Raw genomic sequence first — 23,994 nt, forward strand, 5'->3', positions numbered from 1 at the left:
CGTTCTGACGGGAGACCCGCCACCCCATGCACATCCTCACCACCACCTCGACCAGCCTCGACGATCTCGCCGAGCCGGTGGACCTCGGCCAGACGCCGGGGGAGGTGGTGGTCGTCTCCTTTACCGACAGCGACCTCGCGGCGCTGGCGCGGGCGCAGGAGACTGAGGAGGCAAGGGTGCCCGGAGCACTCCCGAGCCTGCGCCTCGCCAGCCTGCGCGATCTCAAGCACCCGATGTCGGTCGATCTGTGGATCGAGGGCGTGGCGGTGCAGGCCCGGCTCGTCGTGGTGCGGCTGCTGGGCGGGCTGGACTGGTGGCGCTATGGCGTCGAGCGGCTGGGGGCGGAGGCGCGGGCGCGCGGTTTTCACCTCGCCGTGCTGCCGGGCGAGGACCGCGACGACCCGCGGCTCGCCGAGGCCTCGACCGTGCCGGTGGAGGAACTGGCGGCGCTGCTCGGCTATTTCCGCGCCGGCGGGCCGGACAATATGCGCGCGCTGCTGCGGCGTATGGCGGGTTTCGCCGGGCGGGCGCTTGAGGCGGGCGAGCCGGCGCCGGTGCCGCTGGCGGGGTTTTACGCGTGGGGCGGGGGGGCTTCGGAAGCGAGCGGGGCTTTTCCTTCCACGGGCGTTGCTTCCCCCTCACGGGACGGGGCTTCCCCCTCACCCAACCCTCTCCCCCAGGGGGAGAGGGCTTTTTCCGCCGGTGCGACGCTCCCTGCTCCCTCTCCCCGTCGGGGAGAGGGTTGGGGTGAGGGGCCTTCCACCACCTCCGCCCCCACCATCCCCCTCATCTTCTACCGCTCCATGTGGCTGGCCGGTGATACCGCGCCGGTGGATGCGCTCTGTGCCGCGCTGGCCGCGCGCGGGCTCGCGCCACGGCCGATTTTCGTCGCCAGCCTGAAGGAGCCGGTCTCCATCGCCTTTCTGCGCGAGGCACTGGCGGGGATGAGCCCGGCGGCAATCGTCACGCTCACCGCCTTCGCCGCCGCTGATCCGGGCGAGGCGACGGTGCTCGATACGCCGGGCGTGCCGGTGTTGCAGGCTATCGTCGCCACGACCAAGCGCGAGGCGTGGCTGGAGGGCGTGCGCGGGCTGACCAGCGCGGACCTCGCCATGCATGTCGTGCTGCCGGAACTGGATGGACGCGTGCTGGCGGGCGCGCTGTCCTTCAAGGCGCCGACGGAGAGTGCCGCCGTGCCGGGCTTCACGCTGCTGGTGAACCGGCCCGAGCCCGACCGCGTGGCCGCCATCGCCGACCGCGTGGCGGCGCTGGCCCGGCTGCAGGTGACGCCGCGCGCGGAGCGTCGGGTGGCGGTTCTCATGCCCGATTATGCCAATGCCCCCGGCCGCACCGGCTGGGCGGTGGGCCTCGACGTGCCCGCCAGCGTGCGGGCGCTGCTCGGGGACATGGCGGCGGCGGGCTATCGGGTGGAGGGCGTGCCGGCCGATGAGCGGGCGCTGCTGGAGGCGGTGACCGCTCCCGACCGTCATGGCCGGGCTTGGCCCGGCCATCCACGCCTTGGCCGCGACGCACCCGGTCGTGAGGAAGACGTGGATGCCCGGCCCAAGGCCGGGCATGACGGTGTTCTCCCCCTCGCCGCCTACCGCGCGCATCTCGCGAGCCTTCCCACGGAGGCCGTCGCCGCCGTTCATGCCGCGTGGGGCCCGCCGGAGGATGATCCGAGCCTCACCGACGGCGCCTTCCGCTTCCGCGCCGCGCGCTTCGGCAACATCACCGTCGCGCTGGCGCCGGAGCGGGGCGATGTAAGCGAGCGGCGGGCGCAGTATCACGACCCGGCCCTGCCGCCGCGCCACGGGCTCATCGCCTTCGGCCTGTGGCTGCAACAGAATGCCGATGCGCTGGTGCATATGGGCGCGCATGGCACGCTGGAATGGCTGCCGGGCAAGCATGTCGCGCTGACGCGCGGCTGTTTCCCCGAGCTGGTGCTGGGGGCGCTGCCCGTCGCCTACCCGTTCATCACCTCCAATCCCGGCGAGGCGGCGCAGGCCAAACGCCGCATCGCCGCCGTCACCCTCGGCCATTTGCCGCCGCCGACGCTGGAGACCGGACTTGCCGGCGACGCGGCCGAGCTGGAGCGGCTGGTCGATGAGTACGCGCAGGCCGACGGGCTCGACCGGCGCCGGCGCGAGCGTCTGGCGACGCTGATCGTCGCCGAGGCCGAGCGCACCGGGATCGCCCGCGACGCCGGGCTGACCGGCACGGCATCGCCGGACGAGGCGCTGAAGGAGATCGACGCCTTTCTCTGCGACATCAAGGAGATGCGGCTCAAGGACGGCTTTCATATCTATGGCCGCGGCGCCTGCGGGCAGGCCGAGCGCGACGGGCTGCTGGCAGCGCTCGATGGCCGGCGGGTGGCCGCCGGGCCGGCCGGTGCGCCGGGGCGCGGACGCACGGACGTGATGCCGACGGGGCGCAACCTGTTCACCGTCGATCCCCGCGCCTTGCCGACGCCAACGGCGATGGACCTTGGCCGTCTCGCGGCGGAGGAGGTGCTGCGCGCTCATGCCCAGATACATGGCGACTGGCCGCGCTCCCTCGTGCTGGACCTCTGGGGCAGCGCGACGCTGCGCACCGGCGGCGAGGAGATCGCGCAGGGGCTGGCGCTGATCGGCGCGCGCCCGGTCTGGGATGCCGGCTCGGGCCGCGTCACCGGCGTCGAGGTGCTGCCACCGGCGGCGATGGGGCGCCCGCGCGTCGATGTCACCTTCCGCATTTCCGGCCTGTTCCGCGACCTGTTCCCGGCGCAGATCACGCTGCTCGACGCCGCCGTGCGGGCGGTGGCGGCGCGGGACGAGAGCGAGGACGAAAACCCGCTGCACGCCGCCGGGCCTGACGCGCTGCGCATCTTCGGCACCGCGCCGGGGGCCTATGGCGCGGGGCTGCGCGCGGGCGAGATCGAGCCCGAAGCGCTCGGCGCGGCCTATCTCGCCAGCGCCTCGCACGCCTATGGCGGGGCGGAGGGCGCGGCCCGTGTGGCCGGCGACGCCTTCGCCGCGCGGGTGGCGGCGGCGGAACTGCTGATCCATGGCGCGGATGATCCCGGCCGCGATCTTCTGGAGGGCGACGCGGACCTCGCCTTCATCGGCGGCTTCGCGGCGGCGGCGGCAAAGCTCGGGCGTCTGCCGGATGTGGTGGTGCTCGACACCAGCGACCCCGCGCGCCCCAAAGCCCGCCCGCTGGCGCAGGCGCTGGCCCGCATCGTGCGCGGCCGGGCGCATCCGCGCTATATCGAGGGCGTGATGCGCCACGGCCCGCGCGGGGCGGCGGAAATGGCCGAGACGGTGGACCGGCTGATCGGCTTTGCCGAGGCGACGCGCGCGGTGCCGAGCCATCTCGTCGACCTCTTGCACGGCGCCTATGTTGGCGACGCCCGCGTGCGTGATTTCCTTATGGAGACCTCGCCCGAGGCGGCGCGCTTCATCGCCGGGCGCTTCGAGCGGGCGCGCGACAAGGGGCTCTGGCACCCGCGCCGCAACGATGTCGCCGGCGATCTCGCGGTGCTGTCCGGGGAGGCGGCGGAATGAGCGCGGCTTCCGACATCGACACGCTGCGGCGCGGCGCCTGCCCGTCGCTGCCCGAACCGATGCCGACCGGCGACGGCCTGCTGGCGCGGCTTCAGCCCGCCGCGCCGCTGACGCTCGACCAGTTGGCGGGCCTCGCCCGGCTCGCGAGCGTGCTCGGCAATGGCATCCTTGAGGTGACCGCGCGCGGCAAGCTGCAATTGCGCGGGCTCTCCCCTGAGACGGCGGGACAGCTTGAGGCGGGCGTGGCGGCGCTCGGCATTGCCCTGCCGGACGGTTTTCCCGTCGAGATCAGCGCACTCGCGGGACGTGACCCATCCGGCCTCGTGGACCCGCGTCCGCTCGCAGAAGGAGTGGGGCAGGGCGCGGCCGGGCTGGTGCCGCACCTGGCGCCGAAGGCCTCGGTGGTGATCGATGCCGGTGGGCGCCTGTCGCTTGCTGCGTTGAAGGCCGACATCGCCGCCACCGCGATACCCGGCGGCTGGCGGATCGACCTTGCCGGGCAACCGGCCGGCGTGGTGGAAACCGCCCGCGCGGCGGACGCGATCCTGCGCCTGCTGACGCTTCTCGCCGAGGCCGGGCCGACGGCGCGCATGGCGGGGCTGGTCGCGGGCAAAGGGCTCGCCACCCTCGCGGAGACGGCCGGGCTGTCCCCGCTCACGACTGAGGCGGCGCGGGTCAGCGTCGATCCGGTCGGAATTCATGAGCTCATTGACGGCACGCACGCCCTCGGCATCGGCCTCGCCTTCGGGCAGATGCGGGCGGAGGCGCTGAGCGCCCTCGTCGCGGCCGCCCGCGCGGCGGGCGTTGCTGATGTCGAACCGGCGGCGGGGCGGGCGCTGCTGCTCACCGGCCTCGCACCGGAGGCGGCGCGCGCCCTTCAGAGCGAGGCCACCCGGCTCGGCTTCCTCACCGATCCCGCCGATCCGCTGCGCCGCGTCTCCGCCTGCGCCGGGCAACCCGCTTGTGCCTCCGCGCGGATCGAGACGCACGCTCTCGCCCGCGCTCTCGCGCCGCTGATCGGCGAGGGCGAGCTGCACGTCTCCGGCTGCATCAAGGGCTGCGCGCACCCGGCGCGGACGCGATTGACCGTCGTGGGACTGGACGCGGGGGCGGGTCTCGTGGTCGAAGGCACGCCGCGCGATGTGCCGCGCCGCGTCCTGCCGCTGGCCGGGCTGCGGGCGGGCGTCGCGCATTGGCTTGAGAAAGGCGACTGAGTGTCCATCCCCTACGACTATGTGCGTGACGGCACCGCGATCTATGAGCGTTCCTTCGCTATCATCCGCGAGGAAGCCGAGCTCGGCCGCTTCACGCCGGAGGAGGCGGATGTCGCCGTGCGCATGATCCATGCCTGCGGGCTGGTCGAAGCCGCCTTCGCCATCGATTTCGCGCCCGATCTCGTGCGCGCCGCCCGCAATGCGCTGAAGGCCGGCGCGCCGATCCTGTGCGATGCGGAGATGGTCGCCCATGGCGTCACCCGCGCGCGGCTGCCGGCGCAGAACCGGGTGATCTGCACGCTGCATGATCCGCAGGTTCACGACCTCGCCGCACGCCTCGGCACCACCCGCTCGGCGGCGGCGATGGAGCTGTGGCGCGACCATATGGACGGCGCCGTCATCGCCATCGGCAACGCGCCGACCGCGCTGTTTCGCCTGCTGGAGATGCTGGATGCCGGCGCGCCGAAGCCCGCCGCCATTCTCGGCATTCCCGTCGGCTTTGTCGGCGCGGCGGAATCGAAGGACGCGCTGGCCGCCGGCGATCACGGCATCCCGTGGCTGGTGGTGCGCGGGCGGCTCGGGGGCAGCGCCATGACGGCGGCGGCGGTGAACGCGCTGGCGAGGCCGGGCCTATGAGCGCGCCTGTTTCCGGCCGGCTGATCGGCGTCGGTGTCGGGCCGGGCGATCCCGAGCTGATGACGCTGAAGGCCGTGCGCGCCCTCGGCGAGGCCGATGTCGTCGCCTATTTCGCCAAGCTCGGCAATGCGAGCCATGCCCGCGCCATCGCCCACCCGCATTTCCGCGCGGGAGCGGTGGAACTGGCGCTCGGCTATCCCGTGACCACGGAGATGCCGAAGGACGAGGCGCCCTATAAATCCGCCATTACCGGCTTCTACGACGCCTCGGCGCAGGCGGTGGCGGCGCATCTCGATGCCGGCCGCACGGTCGCCGTGCTCTCCGAGGGCGACCCGATGTTCTACGGCTCCTACATGCATCTGCATGTGCGCCTCGCCGATCGCTACGACACGCAGGTGATCGCCGGCGTCACCGGCATGTCCGGCTGCTGGTCGCAGGCCGGCGCGCCCATCGCGCAGGGCGACGACGTGCTGAGCGTGCTGCCGGGCACGCTGCCGGAGGCGGAGCTGGCGCGGCGTCTGGCGGAAGCCGATGCCGCCGTCATCATGAAGGTCGGCCGTAATCTGCCGAAGATCCGCCGCGCGCTCGCGGCCGCCGGCAAGCTGGAACGCGCCGTCTATGTCGAGCGCGGCACGATGACGGATACCCACACTATGCCGCTGGCCGCGCGCGACGAGAGCCCGGCGCCCTATTTCGCCATCGTGCTGGTGCCCGGCTGGAGCGGGCGGGCATGACGACGGGTGAGTGCCGGGGAAAGCTGAGCGTTATTGGTATCGGGCCGGGCGAGGCGCGCTTTCTCACCCCGGAAGCCGCCGCCGCGCTCCATGAGGCGGACGCGCTCTACGGCTACATCCCCTATCTCGACCGCGTGCCGGTGCGCGATGGCCAGACCCGCCACGCCTCCGACAACCGCGAGGAACTCGCCCGCGCCGGGGCGGCGCTCGTCCATGCGGCGGCCGGGGCCAAGGTGGCGATGGTGTCGGGCGGCGATCCCGGCGTCTTCGCCATGGCCGCCGCCGTGATCGAGGCGATCGAGGCGGGCCCGGCGGAGTGGCGGGCGCTGGAACTAAATATCGTGCCGGGCATCACCGCGATGCTGGCGGTGGCGGCAAAGGCCGGGGCGCCGCTCGGCCATGATTTCTGCGCCATCTCGCTGTCGGACAATCTCAAGCCTTGGGAGATGATCGAGCGACGGCTGCGCCTCGCCGCGCAGGCGGGCTTCGTGATGGCGTTCTACAACCCGGTGTCCAAGGCGCGCCCGCACCAGCTCGACACCGCCTTCGACATTCTGCGCGAGGAACTGCCCGCCAGCGTGCCGGTGATCTTCGGCCGCGCGGTGGGGCGGGCGGATGAGCGCCTTGCCGTGGTGACGCTGAGCGCGGCGCGCGGCGACATGGCGGATATGGCGACCTGCATCCTTGTCGGCTCGCCGGAGACGCGGATCGTCGAGCGGGCGGGCCTGCCGGGGCTGGTCTACACGCCGCGTCGCAGCGGAGGGCGCTGATGGGCGAGGCGCTCCAACCAGACGATCACCTCCGCCACGCTGCCGACCGTCTCGACCTTTGGGCGCGGCGGGCGCTGGACCATGACGACCTCAATGCCCAACTCCCGCGCCGCAGCGATCTTGCCATAGGTCGCCGGCCCGCCGCTGTTCTTGGACAGCACGGCGTCGATGCGGTTTGTGATGAGCAGGGTGCGTTCGTCCTCATGGGGGAACGGCCCGCGCGCGGTAATGTAGCGGGCATCCGGCACCGCAAGCGGCGGCTCGACCGGGTCGATGCTGCGGACGAGATAATGGTGCTGCGGGGCGGCTTCCAGCGCGCGCACCTCATTGCGGCCGAGCGCGACCAGCACCTGGCGCGGCGTCACCCCAAGGCGGGCGACGGCCTCGGGAATGTCCGCCGCCGGCGTCCAGCGGTCGCCCGGCATCTGCTCCCAGCATGGGCGAGCGAGGGCGAGGAGCGGCACGCTTGCCCGTTCGGCCGCACGGGCGGCATTGGCCGAGATTATCGCGGCGAAGGGGTGGGTGGCGTCGATCAGGGCGTCAATGCGCGCCTCGCGCAGATGCGCCGCGAGCCCGTCCGCGCCGCCGAACCCGCCGGATCGCACGGCGCCGGGCAGATCGAGCGGGTTGCGCGTGCGGCCGGCAAGCGACAGGCTGAGGGTGAATTCCGGGCGCCCGGCGAGCACGGTGGCGAGGTCGCGCGCCTCGCCGGTGCCGCCGAGGATCAGCACGCGCAACGGTTCGGACCGGGATGGGGATGGGGCGATCATGACGCAGCTTGAGACCTTCGGGGCCGGCTCCTCGGGCGCGGCGCGCGGCGACGATGCGCAGGAGACGCGCTGGTTGTCCATCGTCGGCCTCGGCGAGGACGGGCTGGATGGCCTCTCGCCGCTGGCGCGGGCGCTGATCGGGGAGGCCGAGTTCGTGTTCGGCGGCGCGCGCCATCTCGATCTCGCCGGCGCCGCCTTGGCGGGCGAGGCGCGGGCCTGGCCGAGCCCGTTCGAGCAGGGGGTCGAACAGGTGGTGGCGCTGCGCGGGCGAAAGGTCTGCGTGCTCGCCTCGGGCGACCCCTTCCTGCATGGCGTCGGCGCGGTGCTGGCCCGGCATGTCCCACGCCACGAGATGCGCACGCTGCCGGCGCCCTCCGCCTTCAGCCTCGCCGCCGCCCGGCTCGGCTGGCCGCTGGCGGATACCACCTGCCTCACCGTGCATGGCCGCTCGCTCGATCTGGTGCGGGCGCATCTGCATCCCGGCCGGCGGCTCCTGGTGCTCACCTCCGATGGCGCCGGGCCGGGCGAGATTGCTGCCTTGCTCGCTGCTACCGGCTTTGGCGGTTCGCGGCTGCATGTGCTGGAGGCGCTGGGCGGACCGCGCGAGCGGGTGCGTGCCGCCCAAGCCGAGGCGTTCGATCTCGGCGAGGTCGATCCGCTCAACCTCGTCGGCATCGAGGTGGAGGCCGGCAAGGGCGCGCGCGTCATTCCCCGCGCGCCGGGGCTGCCGGACGCCTATTTCGAGAATGACGGCCAGCTCACCAAGCGGGCAATCCGCGCGGTGACGCTGTCGGCTCTTGCGCCGCGCCGGGGCGAGGTGCTGTGGGATATCGGCGCCGGCTCGGGCTCGATCGGCATCGAATGGATGCTGGCCGACCCGTCGCTGCGCGCCATCGCCATTGAGGAGCGCCCCGAACGGGCGGCGCGGGTGCGGCGCAACGCGGCCGCGCTTGGGGTTCCCGGTCTGGAAGTGATTGAGGGGGCCGCTCCCGCCGCACTGGAGGGCCTGCCGCCGCCCGACGCCATTTTTGTCGGCGGCGGCGCCGGGGATCGCGGCGTGCTGGAGACGGCGCTGATCGCCCTGCGCTGCGGCGGGCGGCTGGTGGTGAATTCGGTGACGCTGGAGACCGAGGCGCTGCTGATCGCCGAACACGCGGTGCGCGGCGGCGAATTGATGCGCCTCGCCGTCTCCCGCGCCGAGCCGGTGGGCGGGCTGACCGGCTGGCGCGCGGCGATGCCGGTGATGCAGTGGAGCTGGGTCAAGCCGTGAGGATGCGCGCATGATCGTGGCCGGCGTCGGCAGCCGTCGCGGCGTGACGGCCGAGGAAGTGTGCGCCGCCGTGCGTGGCGCGATGGAGCGCCATGACGTGAAGCTGTGCGACATCGCGCTCATGGCCACCCCGGCGCTGAAGGGCGGCGAGGCCGGCATCATGAAGGCCGCGCTCGACATGGGGCTTCTGCTGGTGATGGTGCCGCAGTCGCAGCTGGAGGCCGCCGGCAAGCGCGTGCTGACCCATTCCGAGCGCGTGGTGGCGCTGATGGGCGTGCCCTCGGTGGCGGAGGCGGCCGCGCTCGCCGTGGCCGGGCGGCGCTCGACGCTGATCGGCCCGCGCTTCGTGCTCGGCGCCGTCACCTGCGCGCTGGCGCGCGAGGCGGAAAAGGGCGTGCCCGCCGCAGAGCCGAGGGAGGCGGAAACGCCGTGACCGTGCATTTCATCGGCGCCGGCCCCGGCGCGGCGGACCTGATGACCCTGCGCGGGCGCGATCTCATCGCCCGCTGCCCGGTGTGCCTCTATGCCGGCTCCATCGTGCCGCCGGAGGTGCTCGGCTGGTGCCCGCCGGGTGCCCGCATCGTCGATACGGCGCCGCTGTCGCTGGACGAGATCGAAGCCGAGTTCCTCGCGGCGACGGCGGCGGGGCAGGATGTGGCGCGCCTGCAATCGGGCGACCTGTCGATCTATTCGGCGGTGGCCGAACAGATCCGCCGGCTGGAGCGAGCGGGCATTGCCTATACGCTGACGCCCGGCGTGCCGGCCTTCGCCGCAGTCAGCGCGGTGCTCGGGCGTGAGCTGACCGTGCCCGGCGTGGCGCAGAGCCTCGTCATTACCCGCGTGTCCGGCCGCGCCTCGGCCATGCCGGAGGGCGAGAGGCTCGCCGCCTTCGGCGCGACGGGGGCGACGCTCGCCATCCACCTCGCCATTCACGCGCTCGATCAGGTGGTGGCGGAGCTGACGCCGCTCTATGGCGCGGATTGTCCCGTCGCCGTGGTGGTGGAGGCGACACGCCCCACCGAGCGGGTGATCGCCGGCACGCTGGCTGATATTCGCGAGCGTGTGGCGACCGAACCGGTGGAGCGTACCGCGCTCATCATGGTCGGCCGAGCGCTGGCGGCGGAGGCGTTCCGCGAAAGCGCGCTCTATGACGCCACCTATCAGCGCCGTTTCCGGGGGCGGGAATGAGGATGCACCGCATGGTCGTCATCCCCGGGCTTGGCCCGGGGATCCACGACGTCGCCGTTGCCCGCGCGCACAGAAAAGTCGTGGATGGCTGGACCAAACCCGGCCATGACGGTGCTCGGGTTGCCGCTCCCCGGGGAGCCGCCGCATGACCGCGCGAGGCTTTATCATCGCTGCGCCCCGCTCCGGCTCGGGCAAGACCACGGTGACGCTCGGTCTCATCACCGCGCTGGCGCGGCGGGGATTTCGCGTGCGGGCGGCGAAGTCGGGGCCGGACTATATCGACCCAGCCTTCCACGCGGCGGCGAGCGGCGCGCCGGGGCTCAATCTCGACAGCTTCGCCATGTCGCCCGCGCTCATCGCCGCGCTGGCTGGCGAAGCGGCGGGGGCAGCCGATCTGCTGGTCATCGAGGCGTCGATGGGCCTGTTCGACGGCATTGTCGGCGAGGCCGGGCGTACCGGGGCGGCGGCGGACCTCGCGGCCTGGCTCGGCCTGCCGGTGGTGCTCGTGATGGACATTTCCGGCCAGTCGCAATCGGCGGCGGCGGTGGCGCGCGGCTTTGCCCTGCACGATCCCGCGGTGCGGATCGCCGGCGTCATCCTCAACAAGGTGGCGAGCGAACGGCACCGCGTGCAGGCGAGCGACGCCATTGCCGCGACCGGCCTTGCCGTGCTCGGCGCCCTGCCGCGCGACGCGGCGATGGGACTGCCGGAGCGGCACCTGGGTCTTGTACAGGCGGTGGAGCATGAGGGGCTCGAGGCCCATCTCGACCGGCTGGCGGCGGCGGCGGAGGCGCATGTCGATCTCGACGCGCTGGTGGCGCTGGCCGTGACGCCCGCTCTTGCCGACCTCACCCATAATTCCCCGGCGGTGCCGCCGCCCGGCCAGCGCATCGCGCTCGCGCGGGACGTCGCCTTCTCCTTCGCCTATGAGCATCTGGTCGCCGGCTGGCGCGGCGCCGGGGCGGAGATCCTGCCCTTCTCGCCGCTCGCCGACGAGGCGCCGGACGAAAGTTGCGACGCGGTGTGGCTACCCGGCGGCTACCCGGAGCTGCATTCCGGGCGCCTCGCCGGTGCGACGCGATTCCTTGAGGGGGTGCGCGCGGTCGCGAAGGACAGGCCGGTGCATGGCGAGTGCGGGGGCTTCATGGTGCTGGGCGAGGCGCTGGAGGATGCCGAGGGCGGGGTTCACCCGATGCTCGGCCTGCTCGGCCACGCCACCAGCTTTGCCAAGCGCCGGCTCAATCTCGGCTACCGCCGCGCGGTGACACGCGCGCCCTCCGCGCTCGGTCCCGCCGGCACGGCATTTCGCGGGCACGAGTTCCATTATGCCAGCGTCACACAGCCGGGCGACGATGCGGCGCTGGTTGATCTGGCGGATGGTCAGGGTAAACCGCTCGGGCCCGGCGGCAGCCGGCGCGGGCGGGTATCGGGCACCTTCTTCCATGTCATCGCCACGGAGTGAGCCATGAATCTGTTTCGCCGCCTGATCGTCCTCCTCGCCGGCCTGATGGGCGCGGCGGGCGTGGCCGCGGCTGCGGCCGGGGCTCACATGAACCCCGATCCGAACCTCGCCACGGCCGCCAACTTCCTCATGCTGGGTGCCGCAGGGGCGGTCGGTGTGGTCGCTCTGGCGGCAGCGCGCGGCCCGCGCTTTGCCATCGCCGATGCGGGGGCGGGGCTGGTCGCTCTCGGGACGCTGCTGTTCGGCAGTGCGCTGGCGGTGCGAGCGCTCTGGAATATCGCGATTTTTCCTATGGCTGCCCCCACTGGCGGGACTATGCTGATCGCCGGATGGGTCGTCGTTGCCCTGGCTGCTTTCCAGCGTGGTGATCGCGCCGGTTGAGTTGGCCAAAAGGTTGCATGAAGTCGGGCGGCCCCGCGTGCTGGTTCAGCCGGGCGCGGAAGGCCGGAATGGGAGCATAAGCTCGATGTCAGTTGAGGCCGAAGACAAGATGCTGGAGAAGCCGGAGACCCCCGCCCGCCCGCTGGCGCCTGCCGCGAGCGACGACGTCGCCAAGTTCCGCGCCGCGGTGATCTCCAAGCTCACCTATGCGGTGGGCAAGAATCCGGCGGCGGCGAGCGACCGCGACTGGTTCCTCGCCACGGCCTTCGCCACGCGCGACCGCATCGTCGACCGCTGGATCACCTCCACGCGCCAGACCTATTCGGAGGGGCGCAAGCGGGTCTATTACCTCTCGCTGGAATTCCTCATCGGCCGGCTGCTGTTCGACGCGCTGACCAATCTGGAGCTGCTCGACACGGTGCGCGCCGCGCTGGGCGATCTCGGCGTCGATCTCGACCGGCTGCGGCAGGTGGAGCCGGACGCGGCGCTCGGCAATGGCGGCCTCGGCCGTCTCGCCGCCTGCTTCATGGACAGCATGGCGACGCTCTCCATCGCCGCCTATGGCTATGGCATCCGCTATGAGAACGGCCTGTTCCGCCAGATGATCAAGAATGGCTGGCAGCAGGAATATCCCGAGGACTGGCTGTCCTTCGGCAACCCCTGGGAGTTCGAGCGGCCGGAGGTCTATTACGACATCGGCTTCGGCGGCTCGGTCGAGGCGGTGGCGGTCGGCAATGACCGCAAGAAGCAGATCTGGCACCCGGCCGAGACGGTCGAGGCGGTCGCCTATGACACGCCGATCGTCGGCTGGCGCGGCAAGCATGTGAACACGCTGCGCCTGTGGTCCGCCCGCGCGGCCGACCCGCTGCGGCTCGACGCCTTCAACCAGGGCGACCATGTCGGTGCGCTGGTGAACCAGGTGAAGGCGGAAGCCATCTCCAAGGTGCTCTACCCCTCCGACGCCACGCCGGCCGGCCAGGAGCTGCGGCTGCGGCAGGAATATTTCTTCACCGCCGCCTCGCTGCACGACCTGATCCGCCGCCATGTCGACAGCTTCGGCGATGTGCGCTCGCTGCCCGACAAGGTGTCGATCCAGCTCAACGATACCCACCCGGCCATCGCGGTGGCCGAGCTGATGCGCGTGCTGGTGGACGAGCACGACATCGCCTGGGACGAAGCCTTCGACATCACCACCCGCACCATCTCCTACACCAACCATACGCTCCTGCCCGAGGCGCTGGAGACCTGGCCGGTGCCGCTGATGGAGCGGGTGCTGCCGCGCCACATGCAGATCATCTATCTGCTGAACGCCAAGCATCTGGAGAAGGTGCGCACCGAGTTCCCCGGCGACGACGCGCTGCTGTCCTCGGTCTCGCTGATCCAGGAAGACCATGGCCGGCGCGTGCGCATGGGCAATCTCGCCTTCCTCGGCTCGCACTCGATCAACGGCGTCGCGGCGCTGCACAGCGAGCTGATGAAGACGACGGTCTTCAAGGATTTCTACCGGCTGTTCCCGGACCGGATGAACAACAAGACCAACGGCATCACCTTCCGCCGCTGGCTCTACCAGGCCAATCCGGGCCTCACCAACCTGCTGGTCGACGTGTGCGGCCCGGCGGTGCTGGACGATCCGGCCGAGCTGAAGAAGCTGGAGGCGTTCGCCGCCGACAGTTCGCTGCATGACCGGCTCGCCACGGTGCGCCGCCAGAACAAGGTCGCGCTCGCCCGCATCATCCGCGACCGGCTGGACATCAAGGTCAATCCCGGCGCGCTGTTCGACGTGCAGATCAAGCGCATCCACGAGTACAAGCGCCAGCTGCTCAACGTGCTCGAGACCATCGCCCTCTATGACGCGATGCGCGCCAACCCGGCCAAGAACTGGGCGCCGCGCGTCAAGATCTTCTCCGGCAAGGCGGCGGCGAGCTACCACATGGCCAAGCTCATCATCAAGCTGGCCAATGATGTCGGCCGGGTGGTGAATGACGACCCGACCGTGCGCGACCTGCTGAAGGTGGTGTTCCTGCCGAACTACAATGTCAGCCTGGCCGAGAGCATCATCCCGGCGGCGGACCTGTCCGAGCAGATCTCCACCGCCGGCATGGAAGCCTCGGGCACCGGCAACATGAAGATGGCGCTGAACGGCGCGCTCACCATCGGCACGCTCGACGGCGCCAATGTCGAGATCAAGGATCATGTCGGCGACGACAACATCTTCATCTTCGGCCTGACGGCAGACGAGGTCGAGGAGCGGCGCCGCACCGGCATCGACGAATATGGCGCGATCCAGAAGTCGCATCATCTCGGCGAGGTGCTGGACGCGGTGGAATCGGGCGTGTTCTCGCCGGACGAGCCGGACCGCTTCAAGCCGCTGGTCGACGCGCTGCGCCACCACGACTATTTCCTCGTCACCTCGGACTTCGATGCCTATTGGGACGCCCAGCGCAAGGTGGACGACCTCTGGAACAACAAGCCGGCCTGGTGGACTTCGAGCGCCATCAACACGGCCAATATGGGCTGGTTCTCCTCCGACCGGACGATTTCCGAATACGCCCGCGACATCTGGAACGTGCCGGTGCGCAACGCCCGCTGAGGGCGGCAAACCGGCTCATGATCTGCGAGGAAGACCGTCCGGCACCCGCCGGGCGGTCTTTCTTTTTGCGCTGACGTAGCGGCAGTAACCTTCTGCGCAGGTATCGCACAACGGATTGTGGACTTTCACGCAGCGGTAAAGGAACCTTCATGGCGGTCGGGTCTTGATGGTTCGAATCCGGCTGAGGAGACGTGGGTGACGATGTTTGCGTGGCAGGCCCCCGACGAGGAAGTCGACGCTCTCGTCGCCGGCCGCCATCCCGATCCCTTCGGTCTTCTGGGACCGCATGAGACGCCCCACGGGCTGGTCATCCGCGCCTTTGTGCCGGATGCGACCGAGCTTGCGGCGACCGAGGCGGACGGTACGGCCTTTCTCGATCTCACCTGTCGGAACCCCGCCGGCTTCTTCGAGGGGCTTGTGGCCAAGCGCCCCGCCTGGGCGCGCTACTGCCTCCACGCCCGTAATGAAGGCGGCGACTGGCGCTTCGACGATCCCTATTCCTTCGGCCCGGTGCTCGGCCCCATGGACGACCATCTGCTGGTCGAGGGCACGCACCGCGCGCTTTATGAGCGGCTCGGCGCGCACCCCACGACGCATGAAGGCGTCGAGGGCGTGCGCTTCGCTGTCTGGGCGCCGAACGCCACGCGCGTCTCCGTGGTCGGCGATTTCAACCGCTGGGACGGGCGCCGCCACCAGATGCGCAAGCGCGTCGATAGCGGCCTGTGGGAGATCTTCGCGCCGGGCGTCGGCGAGGGGACCATCTACAAATACGAGATCGTCTCCGCCGATGGCCGGCTGCTGCCGCTGAAGGCGGACCCGTTCGGTTTTCGCGGCGAGTTGCGGCCGAACACTGGCTCCGTGGTCGCGCGCACCGACAATTTCGAGTGGCATGACGAGGCCCACATCGCTGCCCGCGCCTCGGGCGAGGCCCGGCGCAAGCCGATGTCGATCTATGAGGTGCATCTGGGCTCCTGGCGGCACGGCGAGGGCGACCGCTGGCTGACCTATGACGAGCTGGCCGACCAGCTTGTCGAATATGCGAGCTGGATGGGCTTCACCCATATCGAGCTGCTGCCGGTCTCCGAGCACCCGCTCGACGCCTCCTGGGGCTATCAGCCGATTGGCCTGTTCGCTCCGACGAGCCGCTTTGGCGACCCGGCCGGCTTCGCCCGCTTCGTCGACCGGGCGCATCAGGCAGGGCTGTCGGTCATTCTCGACTGGGTGCCGGCGCATTTCCCGACCGACATTCACGGCCTCGCCCATTTCGATGGCGGGCCGCTCTATGAGCATTCCGACCCGCAGCGCGGCTTTCATCCCGACTGGAATACGGCGATCTACGACTTCGGCCGGCGCGAAGTCGCCAATATGCTGATCGCCAACGCGCTGTACTGGCTCGACCGCTTCCACATCGACGGTCTGCGCGTGGATGCGGTGGCTTCGATGCTCTACCTCAATTATTCGCGCAAGGATGGCGAGTGGTCGCCGAACCCCGACGGTTCCAACGACAACAAGGACGCCGTCTCCTTCCTGCGCCGCGCCAACGAGACCATCTATGCCGAGCATCCCGGCACGGTGGTGATCGCCGAGGAATCCACCTCATGGGCCGGCGTGTCGCAGCCGGTCTTCGCCGGCGGTCTCGGCTTCGGCTTCAAGTGGAACATGGGCTGGATGCACGACACGCTCGACTATATGGCGCTCGATCCCGTGTACCGGCCCTGGCACCACGACAAGATCACCTTCGGCTTCGTCTACGCCTTCTCGGAGAATTTCGTCCTGCCGCTGTCCCATGACGAGGTGGTGCACGGCAAAGGCACGGTGCTGAGCCGGATGCCCGGCGATGACTGGCAGAAATTCGCGACGGTGCGGGCCTATTACGGGCTGATGTGGGCCTATCCCGGCAAGAAGCTGCTGTTCATGGGCCAGGAATTCGCCCAGCGCCGCGAATGGAGCGAGGAGCGCTCGCTCGACTGGCACCTGATGGTGATGGGCCCGCATCATCGCGGCACGCAGCTCCTGGTGCGCGACCTCAACCGCATCTACTGCGAGACCCCGGCTCTGCACGCCCGCGACTGCGAGCCGGAGGGGTTCCAGTGGGTGGTGGTGGATGATTCCGCCCAGTCCGTCTTCGCCTGGCTGCGCACCGGCGGGCCGCAGGATGCGCCGGTGGTGATGGTGTCGAATTGCACGCCGGTCCCTCGTGGTCCCTACCGCATCGGGGTGCCGCGGACGGGGCGCTGGCGCGAAATACTCAACACCGACGCTGAAACCTATGGCGGTTCAGGCGTTGGTAACTGCGGCGCGGTCGAGGCGGTGGGCATACCGGCCCATGGCCAGCCCGCGAGCGTGGAAGTGACGTTGCCGCCGCTGGCAACGCTGTACCTTCAATGGGAAATCGAGCAGGCTGAGCCCGAAGCGGACGACAAGAATTCCGCACCCGCCAGCCCCGCCGGAAAGATGCACTAGGGAGACGACACTTCATGCCAAGGCCGACGGCCCAGAACGCTCCACTCGCCCGCACGGCGATGGCCTATGTCCTCGCTGGTGGCCGGGGCAGCCGCCTGATGGAGCTGACCGACCGCCGCGCGAAGCCTGCCGTCTATTTCGGCGGCAAGTCGCGCATCATCGATTTCGCGCTGTCCAACGCGCTGAATTCCGGGATTCGCCGGATCGGCGTCGCCACGCAATACCAGGCCCACAGCCTCATTCGGCACATGCAGCGCGGCTGGAACTTCTTCCGTCACGAGCGCAATGAGAGCTTCGACGTGCTGCCGGCGAGCCAGCGCGTCTCGGAGACCATGTGGTATCTGGGCACGGCCGACGCGGTGTACCAGAACCTCGACATCATCGAGGCTTATGACACCCGCCACATCATCATTCTCGCCGGCGATCACGTGTACAAGCAGGACTATGAGTTCATGCTTCAGCAGCACGTCGATGCGGGGGCGGATGTCACCGTCGGCTGCCTCGAAGTGCCGCGCGAGGAGGCGAGCGCCTTCGGCGTGATGCATGTCGACGACCGCGACAACATCATCTCCTTCCTGGAAAAGCCGAAAGATCCGCCGTCGATGCCGGGCCGCCCGGACAAGGCGCTTGCCTCCATGGGCATTTATGTCTTCGAGACCAAGTTCCTGATCGACCAGCTGCGCCGCGACGCCGCCGATCCGCTCTCGACGCATGATTTCGGCAAGGATCTGATCCCCTACATCGTCAAGCACGGCAAGGCGGTGGCGCACCATTTCTCGCGCTCCTGCGTGCGCTCCGACATGGAGACCGCACCCTATTGGCGCGATGTCGGCACGGTGGACGCCTATTGGGAGGCGAATATCGACCTCACCGGCGTCGTCCCGGAACTCGACCTCTATGACCGCGACTGGCCGATCTGGACCTATGCGGAGATCACCCCGCCGGCGAAGTTCGTGCACGACGATGAGGGCCGGCGCGGGCAAGCGATTTCCTCGCTGGTCTCCGGCGGCTGCATCATCTCCGGCTCCTCGCTGCGCCGCGCGCTGCTGTTCACCGGCGTGCGGGTGAACTCCTACGGCACGATCGAGAACAGCGTGGTGCTGCCCTATGTCGAGATCGGCCGCTCGGCCCGGCTGAAGAATGTGGTGATCGACGCCAGCGTGCGCATTCCCGAGGGGCTCGTGGTGGGCGAGGATCCGGAACTCGATGCCAAGCGCTTCCGGCGTACCGACAAGGGAATCTGCCTCATCACCCAGCCGATGATCGACAAGCTGGGCATGTAAGGTAGCGTCTGGCGGGGGCGTCCGGCGAGGGCAGGGGAAAACGTGTCGGGTCTCAAGGTTCTATCGGTCGTCTCGGAAATCTATCCGCTGGTGAAGACCGGCGGTCTCGCTGATGTCGCCGGCGCGCTGCCGGCGGCGCTCGCTCCCCACACTGTGGAGATGCGCACGCTCATCCCCGGCTATCCCGCCGTGATGGCGGCGCTGGAGACGGCGGAGCCCGTCTATCACTTCGATCATCTGTTCGGTGGTCCCGGCCGGCTGCTCGCCGCCCGCGCGGCGGGGCTCGATCTCTTCGTGATCGACGCCGCCCATCTCTATGACCGGCCGGGCGGGCCCTATGCCGGGCCGGACGGGGTAGACTGGATCGACAATGCCCAGCGCTTCGCCGCGCTGGGCGCCGTCGCCTCGGGCATCGGCCTCGGGCTGGTGCCGGCCTTCGTGCCGGAAGTGGTGCAGGCGCATGACTGGCAGGCGGGTCTCGCGCCGGCCTATCTGCATTATTCCGGCGGTCGCCGGCCGGGCACCGTCGTCACGGTCCACAACATCGCCTTCCAGGGCAAGTTCGCGCCGGAGCTGGCGCCGACGCTCGGCTTCCCGCCGGAAGCGATGAGCATTCACGGCATCGAATATTACGGCACGCTCGGCTATCTCAAGGCGGCGCTCAAGCTGTCGGATCGCATCACCACGGTCTCGCCGACCTATGCCGGCGAGATCCTCCAGCCGGAAGCCGGCATGGGGCTGGAAGGGCTGCTGAACGATCGCGAGCATGTGGTCCACGGTATTCTCAACGGCCTCGACGAGGCGGCGTGGAACCCGGCGGCGGACACGCTCATCCCGGCGCCCTTCGACCTCAAGCGGATCAAGGCGCGCGATGCCAATAAGGCGGCGCTGCAGGCGGCGTTCGGGCTGGAGCCGAACCCGGAGACGCTGGTGTTCGGCGTGGTCAGCCGGCTGTCCTGGCAGAAGGGGCTGGACCTCCTGGCCGACAGCCTCGGCACCATATTGGAGCTCGGTGCGCAGCTCGTGCTGCTCGGCTCGGGCGATGCGGACCTTGCCGCGCGCTTTGCCGGCGCGGCTGCGGTCAATCCCGGCCGCATCGGTGTGCGGCTTGGCTATGACGAGTCGGTGGCGCACCTCATCCAGGCGGGGTCCGACGCGCTGGTGGTTCCCTCGCGCTTCGAGCCCTGTGGGCTGACGCAGCTCTCGGCGCTGCGTTATGGCGCGCTCCCCGTGGTGGCGCGCGTGGGTGGTCTGGCCGATACGGTGATCGATGTGAACGAGGTGGCGCGCACCGCCGGGGTCGGCACCGGCGTGCAGTTCTCGCCCGTGACGGTGCCGGCGCTCCAGCTCGCGCTGCGCCGGACCCATCAGCTCTGGCAGGACCAGAAGCTGTGGAAGAAGCTGCAGCGCAACGCCATGACCACGGACGTCTCCTGGGACCGCGCCGCGCGGGACTATGCGACGCTGTTCCGCGACCTCGTGGCGGAGCGCAACGCGTGAGCGCCGGCCGCGTCTCAACGGGTCGCGCCGAACCCCTTGGTGTGACCCTCGACGCGGCCGGGGTGAATGTCGCGGTGTTCTCCGCCCATGCCGAGAGCATCGAATTCTGCCTGTTCGACGCGGATGATCGGGAGATCGCCCGCATCCCCCTGCCGGGGCGGACGGGGGATGTGTTCCACGGCCACATTGCCGGGGTGAGCGAGGGCGCGCGCTACGGCTTGCGCGCCGCCGGGCCCTGGGCGCCCGAGCGCGGGCACCGCTTCAACCCGGCGAAGCTGCTGGTCGATCCCTATGCCGTCCGGCTCGACCGGCCCTTCGCCCTGCACGCGACCCAGTTCGACGCGCGGGTGCAGGGCGCGGCGCGGGACGACGCGGATAGCGCGCCCTTCGTGCCGAAGGCCATCGTCACGCCGGACCTGACGGCTGCCCCCTCTGTGCCGGCGTTCGGCTGGGATGGGCAGGTGATCTATGAGCTGCATGTGCGCGGCTTCACCCAGCTTAACGAGGCCGTGCCGGTGGGCCTGCGCGGCACCTTCGCCGGGCTGGCGGAGCCGGCGGCGCTCGATCATCTGGTCACGCTCGGCATCACCACGGTCGAGCTCATGCCCTCCATGGCGTGGGTGGATGAGCGCCATCTGCCCCCGCTCGGGCTGAGCAATTACTGGGGGTATAACCCGGTGGTGTTCGGCGCGCCCGACCCGCGCCTCGCGCCGGGCGGCTTCGCCGAGGTGACACAGGCAATCGCGGCACTGCATGGCGCGGGCATCAAGGTGGTGCTCGACGTGGTGCTGAACCATTCCGGCGAGAGCGACGCTTTCGGGCCCACGCTCAGCCTGCGCGGTCTCGATAACGCGACCTATTACCGGCACGCCGCGGACGATCCCGGCCGGCTGATCAACGATGCCGGCACCGGCAACACGCTGGCGCTGGAACGCGCGCCGGTGCTGCGCCTCGCCATGGACGCGCTGCGCCGCTGGGCCGCGACCGGGCTCGACGGTTTCCGCTTCGACCTGGCCGCGACGCTCGGGCGCCGGGCGGACGGCTTCGACCCGCACGCACCCTTCCTCGCCGCCCTGCAGCAGGATCCTGTGCTGCGCGACCTCGCACTGATCGCCGAGCCCTGGGATATCGGGCCCGGCGGCTATCAGGTCGGGCAGTTCCCGCCCGGCTGGGGCGAGTGGAACGACCGGTTCCGCGACGATGTCCGCCGCTTCTGGCGCGGCGAGGCCGGCACGATCGGCGATCTGGCGACGCGGCTGGCGGGCTCAGCCGATCTGTTCGCGGCGCGCCGCCGCCCGCTCACGCGCGGCATCAATTTCGTCACGGCCCATGATGGCTTCACGCTGGCCGACCTCGTCGCCTATGAGCGCAAGCACAATGAGGCGAATGGAGAGGACAACCGCGACGGCACGAATGACAACCGCAGCTGGAACCACGGCATTGAGGGGCCGACCGACGACGCGGGCGTGATCGCGGCGCGCCGGCGGGATGTGCGCGGCCTGCTGGCGACGCTGCTCATGGCGCGCGGTACGCCCATGCTCACCATGGGCGACGAAGCCGGCCGCTCGCAGTCCGGCAACAACAATGCCTATGCGCAGGACAATGCGCTGACCTGGCTCGACTGGGGGGGCTGGACGCCGATCTCGCCGCCTTCACCGCGCGGCTGATCGAGCTGCGCCGGTCCCACCGCGCACTCCAGCTCGACGCGCCGCTGACCGGGCGCCCGCTCGACGCCAGCGGCATCGCCGATGTGGAATGGCGCGCGCCGGAAGGCGGCGCACCCAGCTGGGGCGATCCCGAGGCGCGGGCGCTGGTCGCTGTGTTCTACGCGCCCGCTAGCGGCGAGGCGCCGGCCGACCGCGTGGCCGTGGCCTTCAATGCTGGCTGGACCGGGCGTCCGCTCGTGCTGCCGGTGCCGCGCGACGGGCATGTCTGGCAGGTCGCCGCCGACACGGCGGACACCGCCCGCGCTGGCGATAACATGCCGGCGGAACTCGCGGCCCGCGCGGTGCTCATCATCGTGGAGACGCCGGCGCCTGAGGCGCCGCGCCGCGCGCCCGATCCGGCGCTGCTGGAGCGGCTGTCGGCGGCGGCCGGCATCGCCAATGAGTGGTGGGATGTCGAGGGCACCCAGCACATCGTGCCGGATGACACCAAGCGGGCGCTGCTCGCCGGGCTCCGCCTGCCGGCGGGTTCCATCGGTGAGGTGGCGGACAGCCTCGCCACGCTCTCCGAGCAGCGTTTCGGCCGCGACGTGCCCTTCGCCCATGTCCTGCAGATCGGCGCGGCGCCCGAACTGACACTGGCCGGCGCTGCCGCTCGTGCCACCGGCCGGCTCGACGCGGTGATCGAGCTGGAGAGCGGCGACACCGTCGCTTTCCCGATCCGCCCGGATGAAGGACGGTCCGCCGAGGTGGAGCGGCCGGATGGACGGCTGGCCCGCACGCTCACCGTGCCCCTGCCGGAGCTGCCGATCGGCCGCCATGTGGTGCGGCTGGGCGAGACGTCCTGCGCCCTCACCATCGCCCCGCCAGCCTGCTATCTGCCGATGGCGCTGGCGGATGGCGAACGCTGGTTCGGCATCGGCACGCATCTCTACACGCTGCGCCGCGCCAGTGCCGATCAGGGCATTGGCGATTTCACCGCGCTGACCGAACTGGGCACGCGCGCGGCCGGCGAGGGCGCCAAGGTGCTCGGCCTCAACCCGCTGCACGCGCTGCTGCCGAATGAGCGCGAGCGGGCCAGCCCCTATTCGCCCTCCGACCGGCGCTTCCTCGACCCGATCTATATCGACGTCGTCGCCCTCGGGGCGTCGATGAACGACTTCCCAGCGCTCGCGGCGAAGCCGTCGGTGGACTACACCGGCGTGTGGAAGGCCAAGGAGGCGGCGTTGCGGCGCGCCTTTGCCGGCTTCCGCGAGGATGAGGATTTCACGCGCTTCGTCACGGACGGCGGCGCCATGCTGGAGCGCTTTGCCACCTTCCAGGCGATTGCCGAGGCGTTTCCCGGCAAGGTCTGGCGCGACTGGCCGGACGGGCTCGCCGACGCCACCGGCCCGGCAGTCGCCGCCTTCGCCCGCGAGAAAGCCGAGGCCGTGCGTTTCGCGCTCTGGCAACAATGGGTGGCCGACCGGCAGCTCGGCGCGGCGGCGGTTCGGGTGAAAGAGGCCGGGCTCTCGCTCGGCTTCTACCGTGACCTTGCGGTGGGCACGTCCTTCGATGGCGCGGAAGCGTGGTCGGAGGCGGGCATGCTCATGCCGGGCGTCACCATTGGTGCCCCGCCCGACCCTCTCGGGCCTGAAGGCCAGAACTGGAACCTGCCGCCTTTCGACCCGCTGGCGTGGCTGCGCGATGGCTATGCCAGCTTCGCCCGGCTGGTGGCGGCCAACATGCGCCATGCCGGCGCGCTACGCATCGACCATGTGATGGGGCTGCGCCGGCTCTTCCTAATTCCGCAAGGCGCGAGCGGCACGGAGGGCACCTATCTCGCCATGCCGTTCGAGGATCTCGCCGCGCAGGTCGCGCTGGAGAGCCACCGCGCCCGCTGCCTCGTGGTGGGCGAGGATCTCGGCACCGTGCCCGGTGGCATGCGCGAGCATCTGGCCGAGCAGCGCATGCTCTCCTATCGCGTGCTGTGGTTCGAGCGGCAGGACGAGGTGTTCATCGCGCCACAGGACTATCCCCCGCTCGCGGCGGCCTGCGTCTCAACCCATGACCTGCCCACCCTGCCGGGCTGGTGGGACGGCGTTGATTTCGACGAGCGGCTGACGCTCGGGCTTGATGATGCGGCGGCGGTGGCCAAGGCGCGTGAGGCGCGGGCGGCGGAGAAAGCGGAGCTCGCCGCCGCGCTGCTGCGCGAAGGGCTGATCGACGCCGCCCCCGTGGAAGGCGAGCCGCTGTCGGACGCGTTCTTCGTGGCGCTGCACGCCTATGTCGCGCGCACCCGCTCCATGCTGGCACTCGCCCAGATCGACGATCTCGGCGGCGAGAGGGTGGCGGTCAACCTGCCGGGCACGGATACGGAGCGGCCGAATTGGCGCCGCCGCCTCGCCACGCCCGTCGAAACGGTGCTGGACACGCCACGCGCCAAGGCCGCGCTGGCCGCCATGAGAGCGGAGCGCGGCCGTACCTCGTGACGAGGCATTCAGCGTCAAGAAGCGGTGAAGGGGGCCTTGCGGCCCCCTTTTTG

General features: G+C 70.5%; 17 protein-coding genes. 16 read left to right on the forward strand and 1 reads right to left on the reverse strand.

Annotation, left to right across the window (positions count from 1 at the left end; all coding sequences use genetic code 11):
- The first annotated feature begins 26 nt into the window (after positions 1 to 26).
- Genes cobN through OU996_RS10875 form a run of 5 tightly spaced genes read left to right on the forward strand, consistent with a single transcriptional unit; the run spans position 27 to position 6,899 of the window.
- Positions 27 to 3,545, forward strand: a complete 3,519-nt coding sequence (gene cobN, locus OU996_RS10855; protein ID WP_267581619.1) for a cobaltochelatase subunit CobN — start codon at positions 27 to 29, stop codon at positions 3,543 to 3,545.
- The gene (gene cobG, locus OU996_RS10860; RefSeq protein WP_267581620.1) at positions 3,542 to 4,759 is read left to right on the forward strand and encodes a precorrin-3B synthase; all 1,218 of its coding nucleotides are present in this window, start codon (positions 3,542 to 3,544) and stop codon (positions 4,757 to 4,759) included. Before cobN ends, cobG begins: the two co-directional genes overlap by 4 nt.
- Positions 4,760 to 5,395, forward strand: coding sequence for a precorrin-8X methylmutase (locus OU996_RS10865; protein WP_420712623.1), 636 nt, complete (start codon positions 4,760 to 4,762; stop codon positions 5,393 to 5,395).
- Entirely contained in the window at positions 5,392 to 6,129 is a 738-nt protein-coding gene (locus OU996_RS10870) for a precorrin-2 C(20)-methyltransferase (RefSeq protein ID WP_267581621.1), read from the forward strand. The genes OU996_RS10865 and OU996_RS10870 overlap by 4 nt, the downstream gene beginning before the upstream one ends.
- Complete coding sequence (locus tag OU996_RS10875) at positions 6,126 to 6,899, forward strand: precorrin-3B C(17)-methyltransferase (protein WP_267581622.1); 774 nt, start codon at positions 6,126 to 6,128, stop codon at positions 6,897 to 6,899. Before OU996_RS10870 ends, OU996_RS10875 begins: the two co-directional genes overlap by 4 nt.
- Here the strand turns inward: OU996_RS10875 and OU996_RS10880 are convergent.
- A complete protein-coding gene (locus OU996_RS10880; protein ID WP_267581623.1) occupies positions 6,869 to 7,669 on the reverse strand; it encodes a cobalt-precorrin-6A reductase in 801 nt (266 codons plus the stop codon). The two genes, OU996_RS10875 and OU996_RS10880, sit on opposite strands and share 31 nt — an antisense overlap.
- Between OU996_RS10880 and cbiE the strand changes: the two genes are divergently transcribed.
- The 11 genes from cbiE to malQ all read left to right on the forward strand — a co-directional run bounded on the left by cbiE (position 7,668) and on the right by malQ (position 23,941).
- The gene (gene cbiE, locus OU996_RS10885; RefSeq protein ID WP_267581624.1) at positions 7,668 to 8,939 is read left to right on the forward strand and encodes a precorrin-6y C5,15-methyltransferase (decarboxylating) subunit CbiE; all 1,272 of its coding nucleotides are present in this window, start codon (positions 7,668 to 7,670) and stop codon (positions 8,937 to 8,939) included. The genes OU996_RS10880 and cbiE overlap by 2 nt on opposite strands.
- A gap of 10 nt (positions 8,940 to 8,949) precedes the next feature.
- A complete protein-coding gene (locus OU996_RS10890; protein ID WP_267581625.1) occupies positions 8,950 to 9,372 on the forward strand; it encodes a cobalamin biosynthesis protein in 423 nt (140 codons plus the stop codon).
- Entirely contained in the window at positions 9,369 to 10,127 is a 759-nt protein-coding gene (gene cobM / locus OU996_RS10895) for a precorrin-4 C(11)-methyltransferase (protein WP_267581626.1), read from the forward strand. The genes OU996_RS10890 and cobM overlap by 4 nt, the downstream gene beginning before the upstream one ends.
- Before the next feature lie 145 nt (positions 10,128 to 10,272).
- Positions 10,273 to 11,589 (forward strand): cobyrinate a,c-diamide synthase, encoded by a 1,317-nt coding sequence (locus OU996_RS10900; RefSeq protein ID WP_267581627.1) that lies wholly within the window; start codon positions 10,273 to 10,275, stop codon positions 11,587 to 11,589.
- Between the two features lie 3 nt (positions 11,590 to 11,592).
- Complete coding sequence (locus OU996_RS10905; protein WP_267581628.1) at positions 11,593 to 11,970, forward strand: DUF423 domain-containing protein; 378 nt, start codon at positions 11,593 to 11,595, stop codon at positions 11,968 to 11,970.
- An 85-nt stretch (positions 11,971 to 12,055) separates the two neighbouring features.
- Positions 12,056 to 14,560 carry a glycogen/starch/alpha-glucan phosphorylase gene (locus OU996_RS10910; protein ID WP_267581629.1) on the forward strand — a complete coding sequence of 835 codons (2,505 nt, stop codon included), beginning with the start codon at positions 12,056 to 12,058 and terminating at the stop codon, positions 14,558 to 14,560.
- 201 nt (positions 14,561 to 14,761) lie between these two features.
- Positions 14,762 to 17,023: a 1,4-alpha-glucan branching protein GlgB gene (gene glgB, locus OU996_RS10915; RefSeq protein ID WP_267585682.1), complete on the forward strand. Its 2,262-nt coding sequence runs from the start codon at positions 14,762 to 14,764 to the stop codon at positions 17,021 to 17,023.
- Positions 17,024 to 17,037: 14 nt separating this feature from the next.
- Positions 17,038 to 18,306, forward strand: a complete 1,269-nt coding sequence (glgC, locus tag OU996_RS10920) for a glucose-1-phosphate adenylyltransferase (RefSeq protein WP_267581630.1) — start codon at positions 17,038 to 17,040, stop codon at positions 18,304 to 18,306.
- A 42-nt stretch (positions 18,307 to 18,348) separates the two neighbouring features.
- Positions 18,349 to 19,806, forward strand: coding sequence for a glycogen synthase GlgA (glgA, locus tag OU996_RS10925; protein WP_267581631.1), 1,458 nt, complete (start codon positions 18,349 to 18,351; stop codon positions 19,804 to 19,806).
- Positions 19,803 to 21,473, forward strand: a complete 1,671-nt coding sequence (gene glgX / locus OU996_RS10930) for a glycogen debranching protein GlgX (RefSeq protein ID WP_267581632.1) — start codon at positions 19,803 to 19,805, stop codon at positions 21,471 to 21,473. The genes glgA and glgX overlap by 4 nt, the downstream gene beginning before the upstream one ends.
- A gap of 83 nt (positions 21,474 to 21,556) precedes the next feature.
- Positions 21,557 to 23,941, forward strand: coding sequence for a 4-alpha-glucanotransferase (malQ, locus tag OU996_RS10935; protein WP_267581633.1), 2,385 nt, complete (start codon positions 21,557 to 21,559; stop codon positions 23,939 to 23,941).
- Positions 23,942 to 23,994 lie beyond the last annotated feature (53 nt).

This window comes from Ancylobacter sp. SL191 (assembly GCF_026625645.1).
GTDB lineage: Bacteria > Pseudomonadota > Alphaproteobacteria > Rhizobiales > Xanthobacteraceae > Ancylobacter.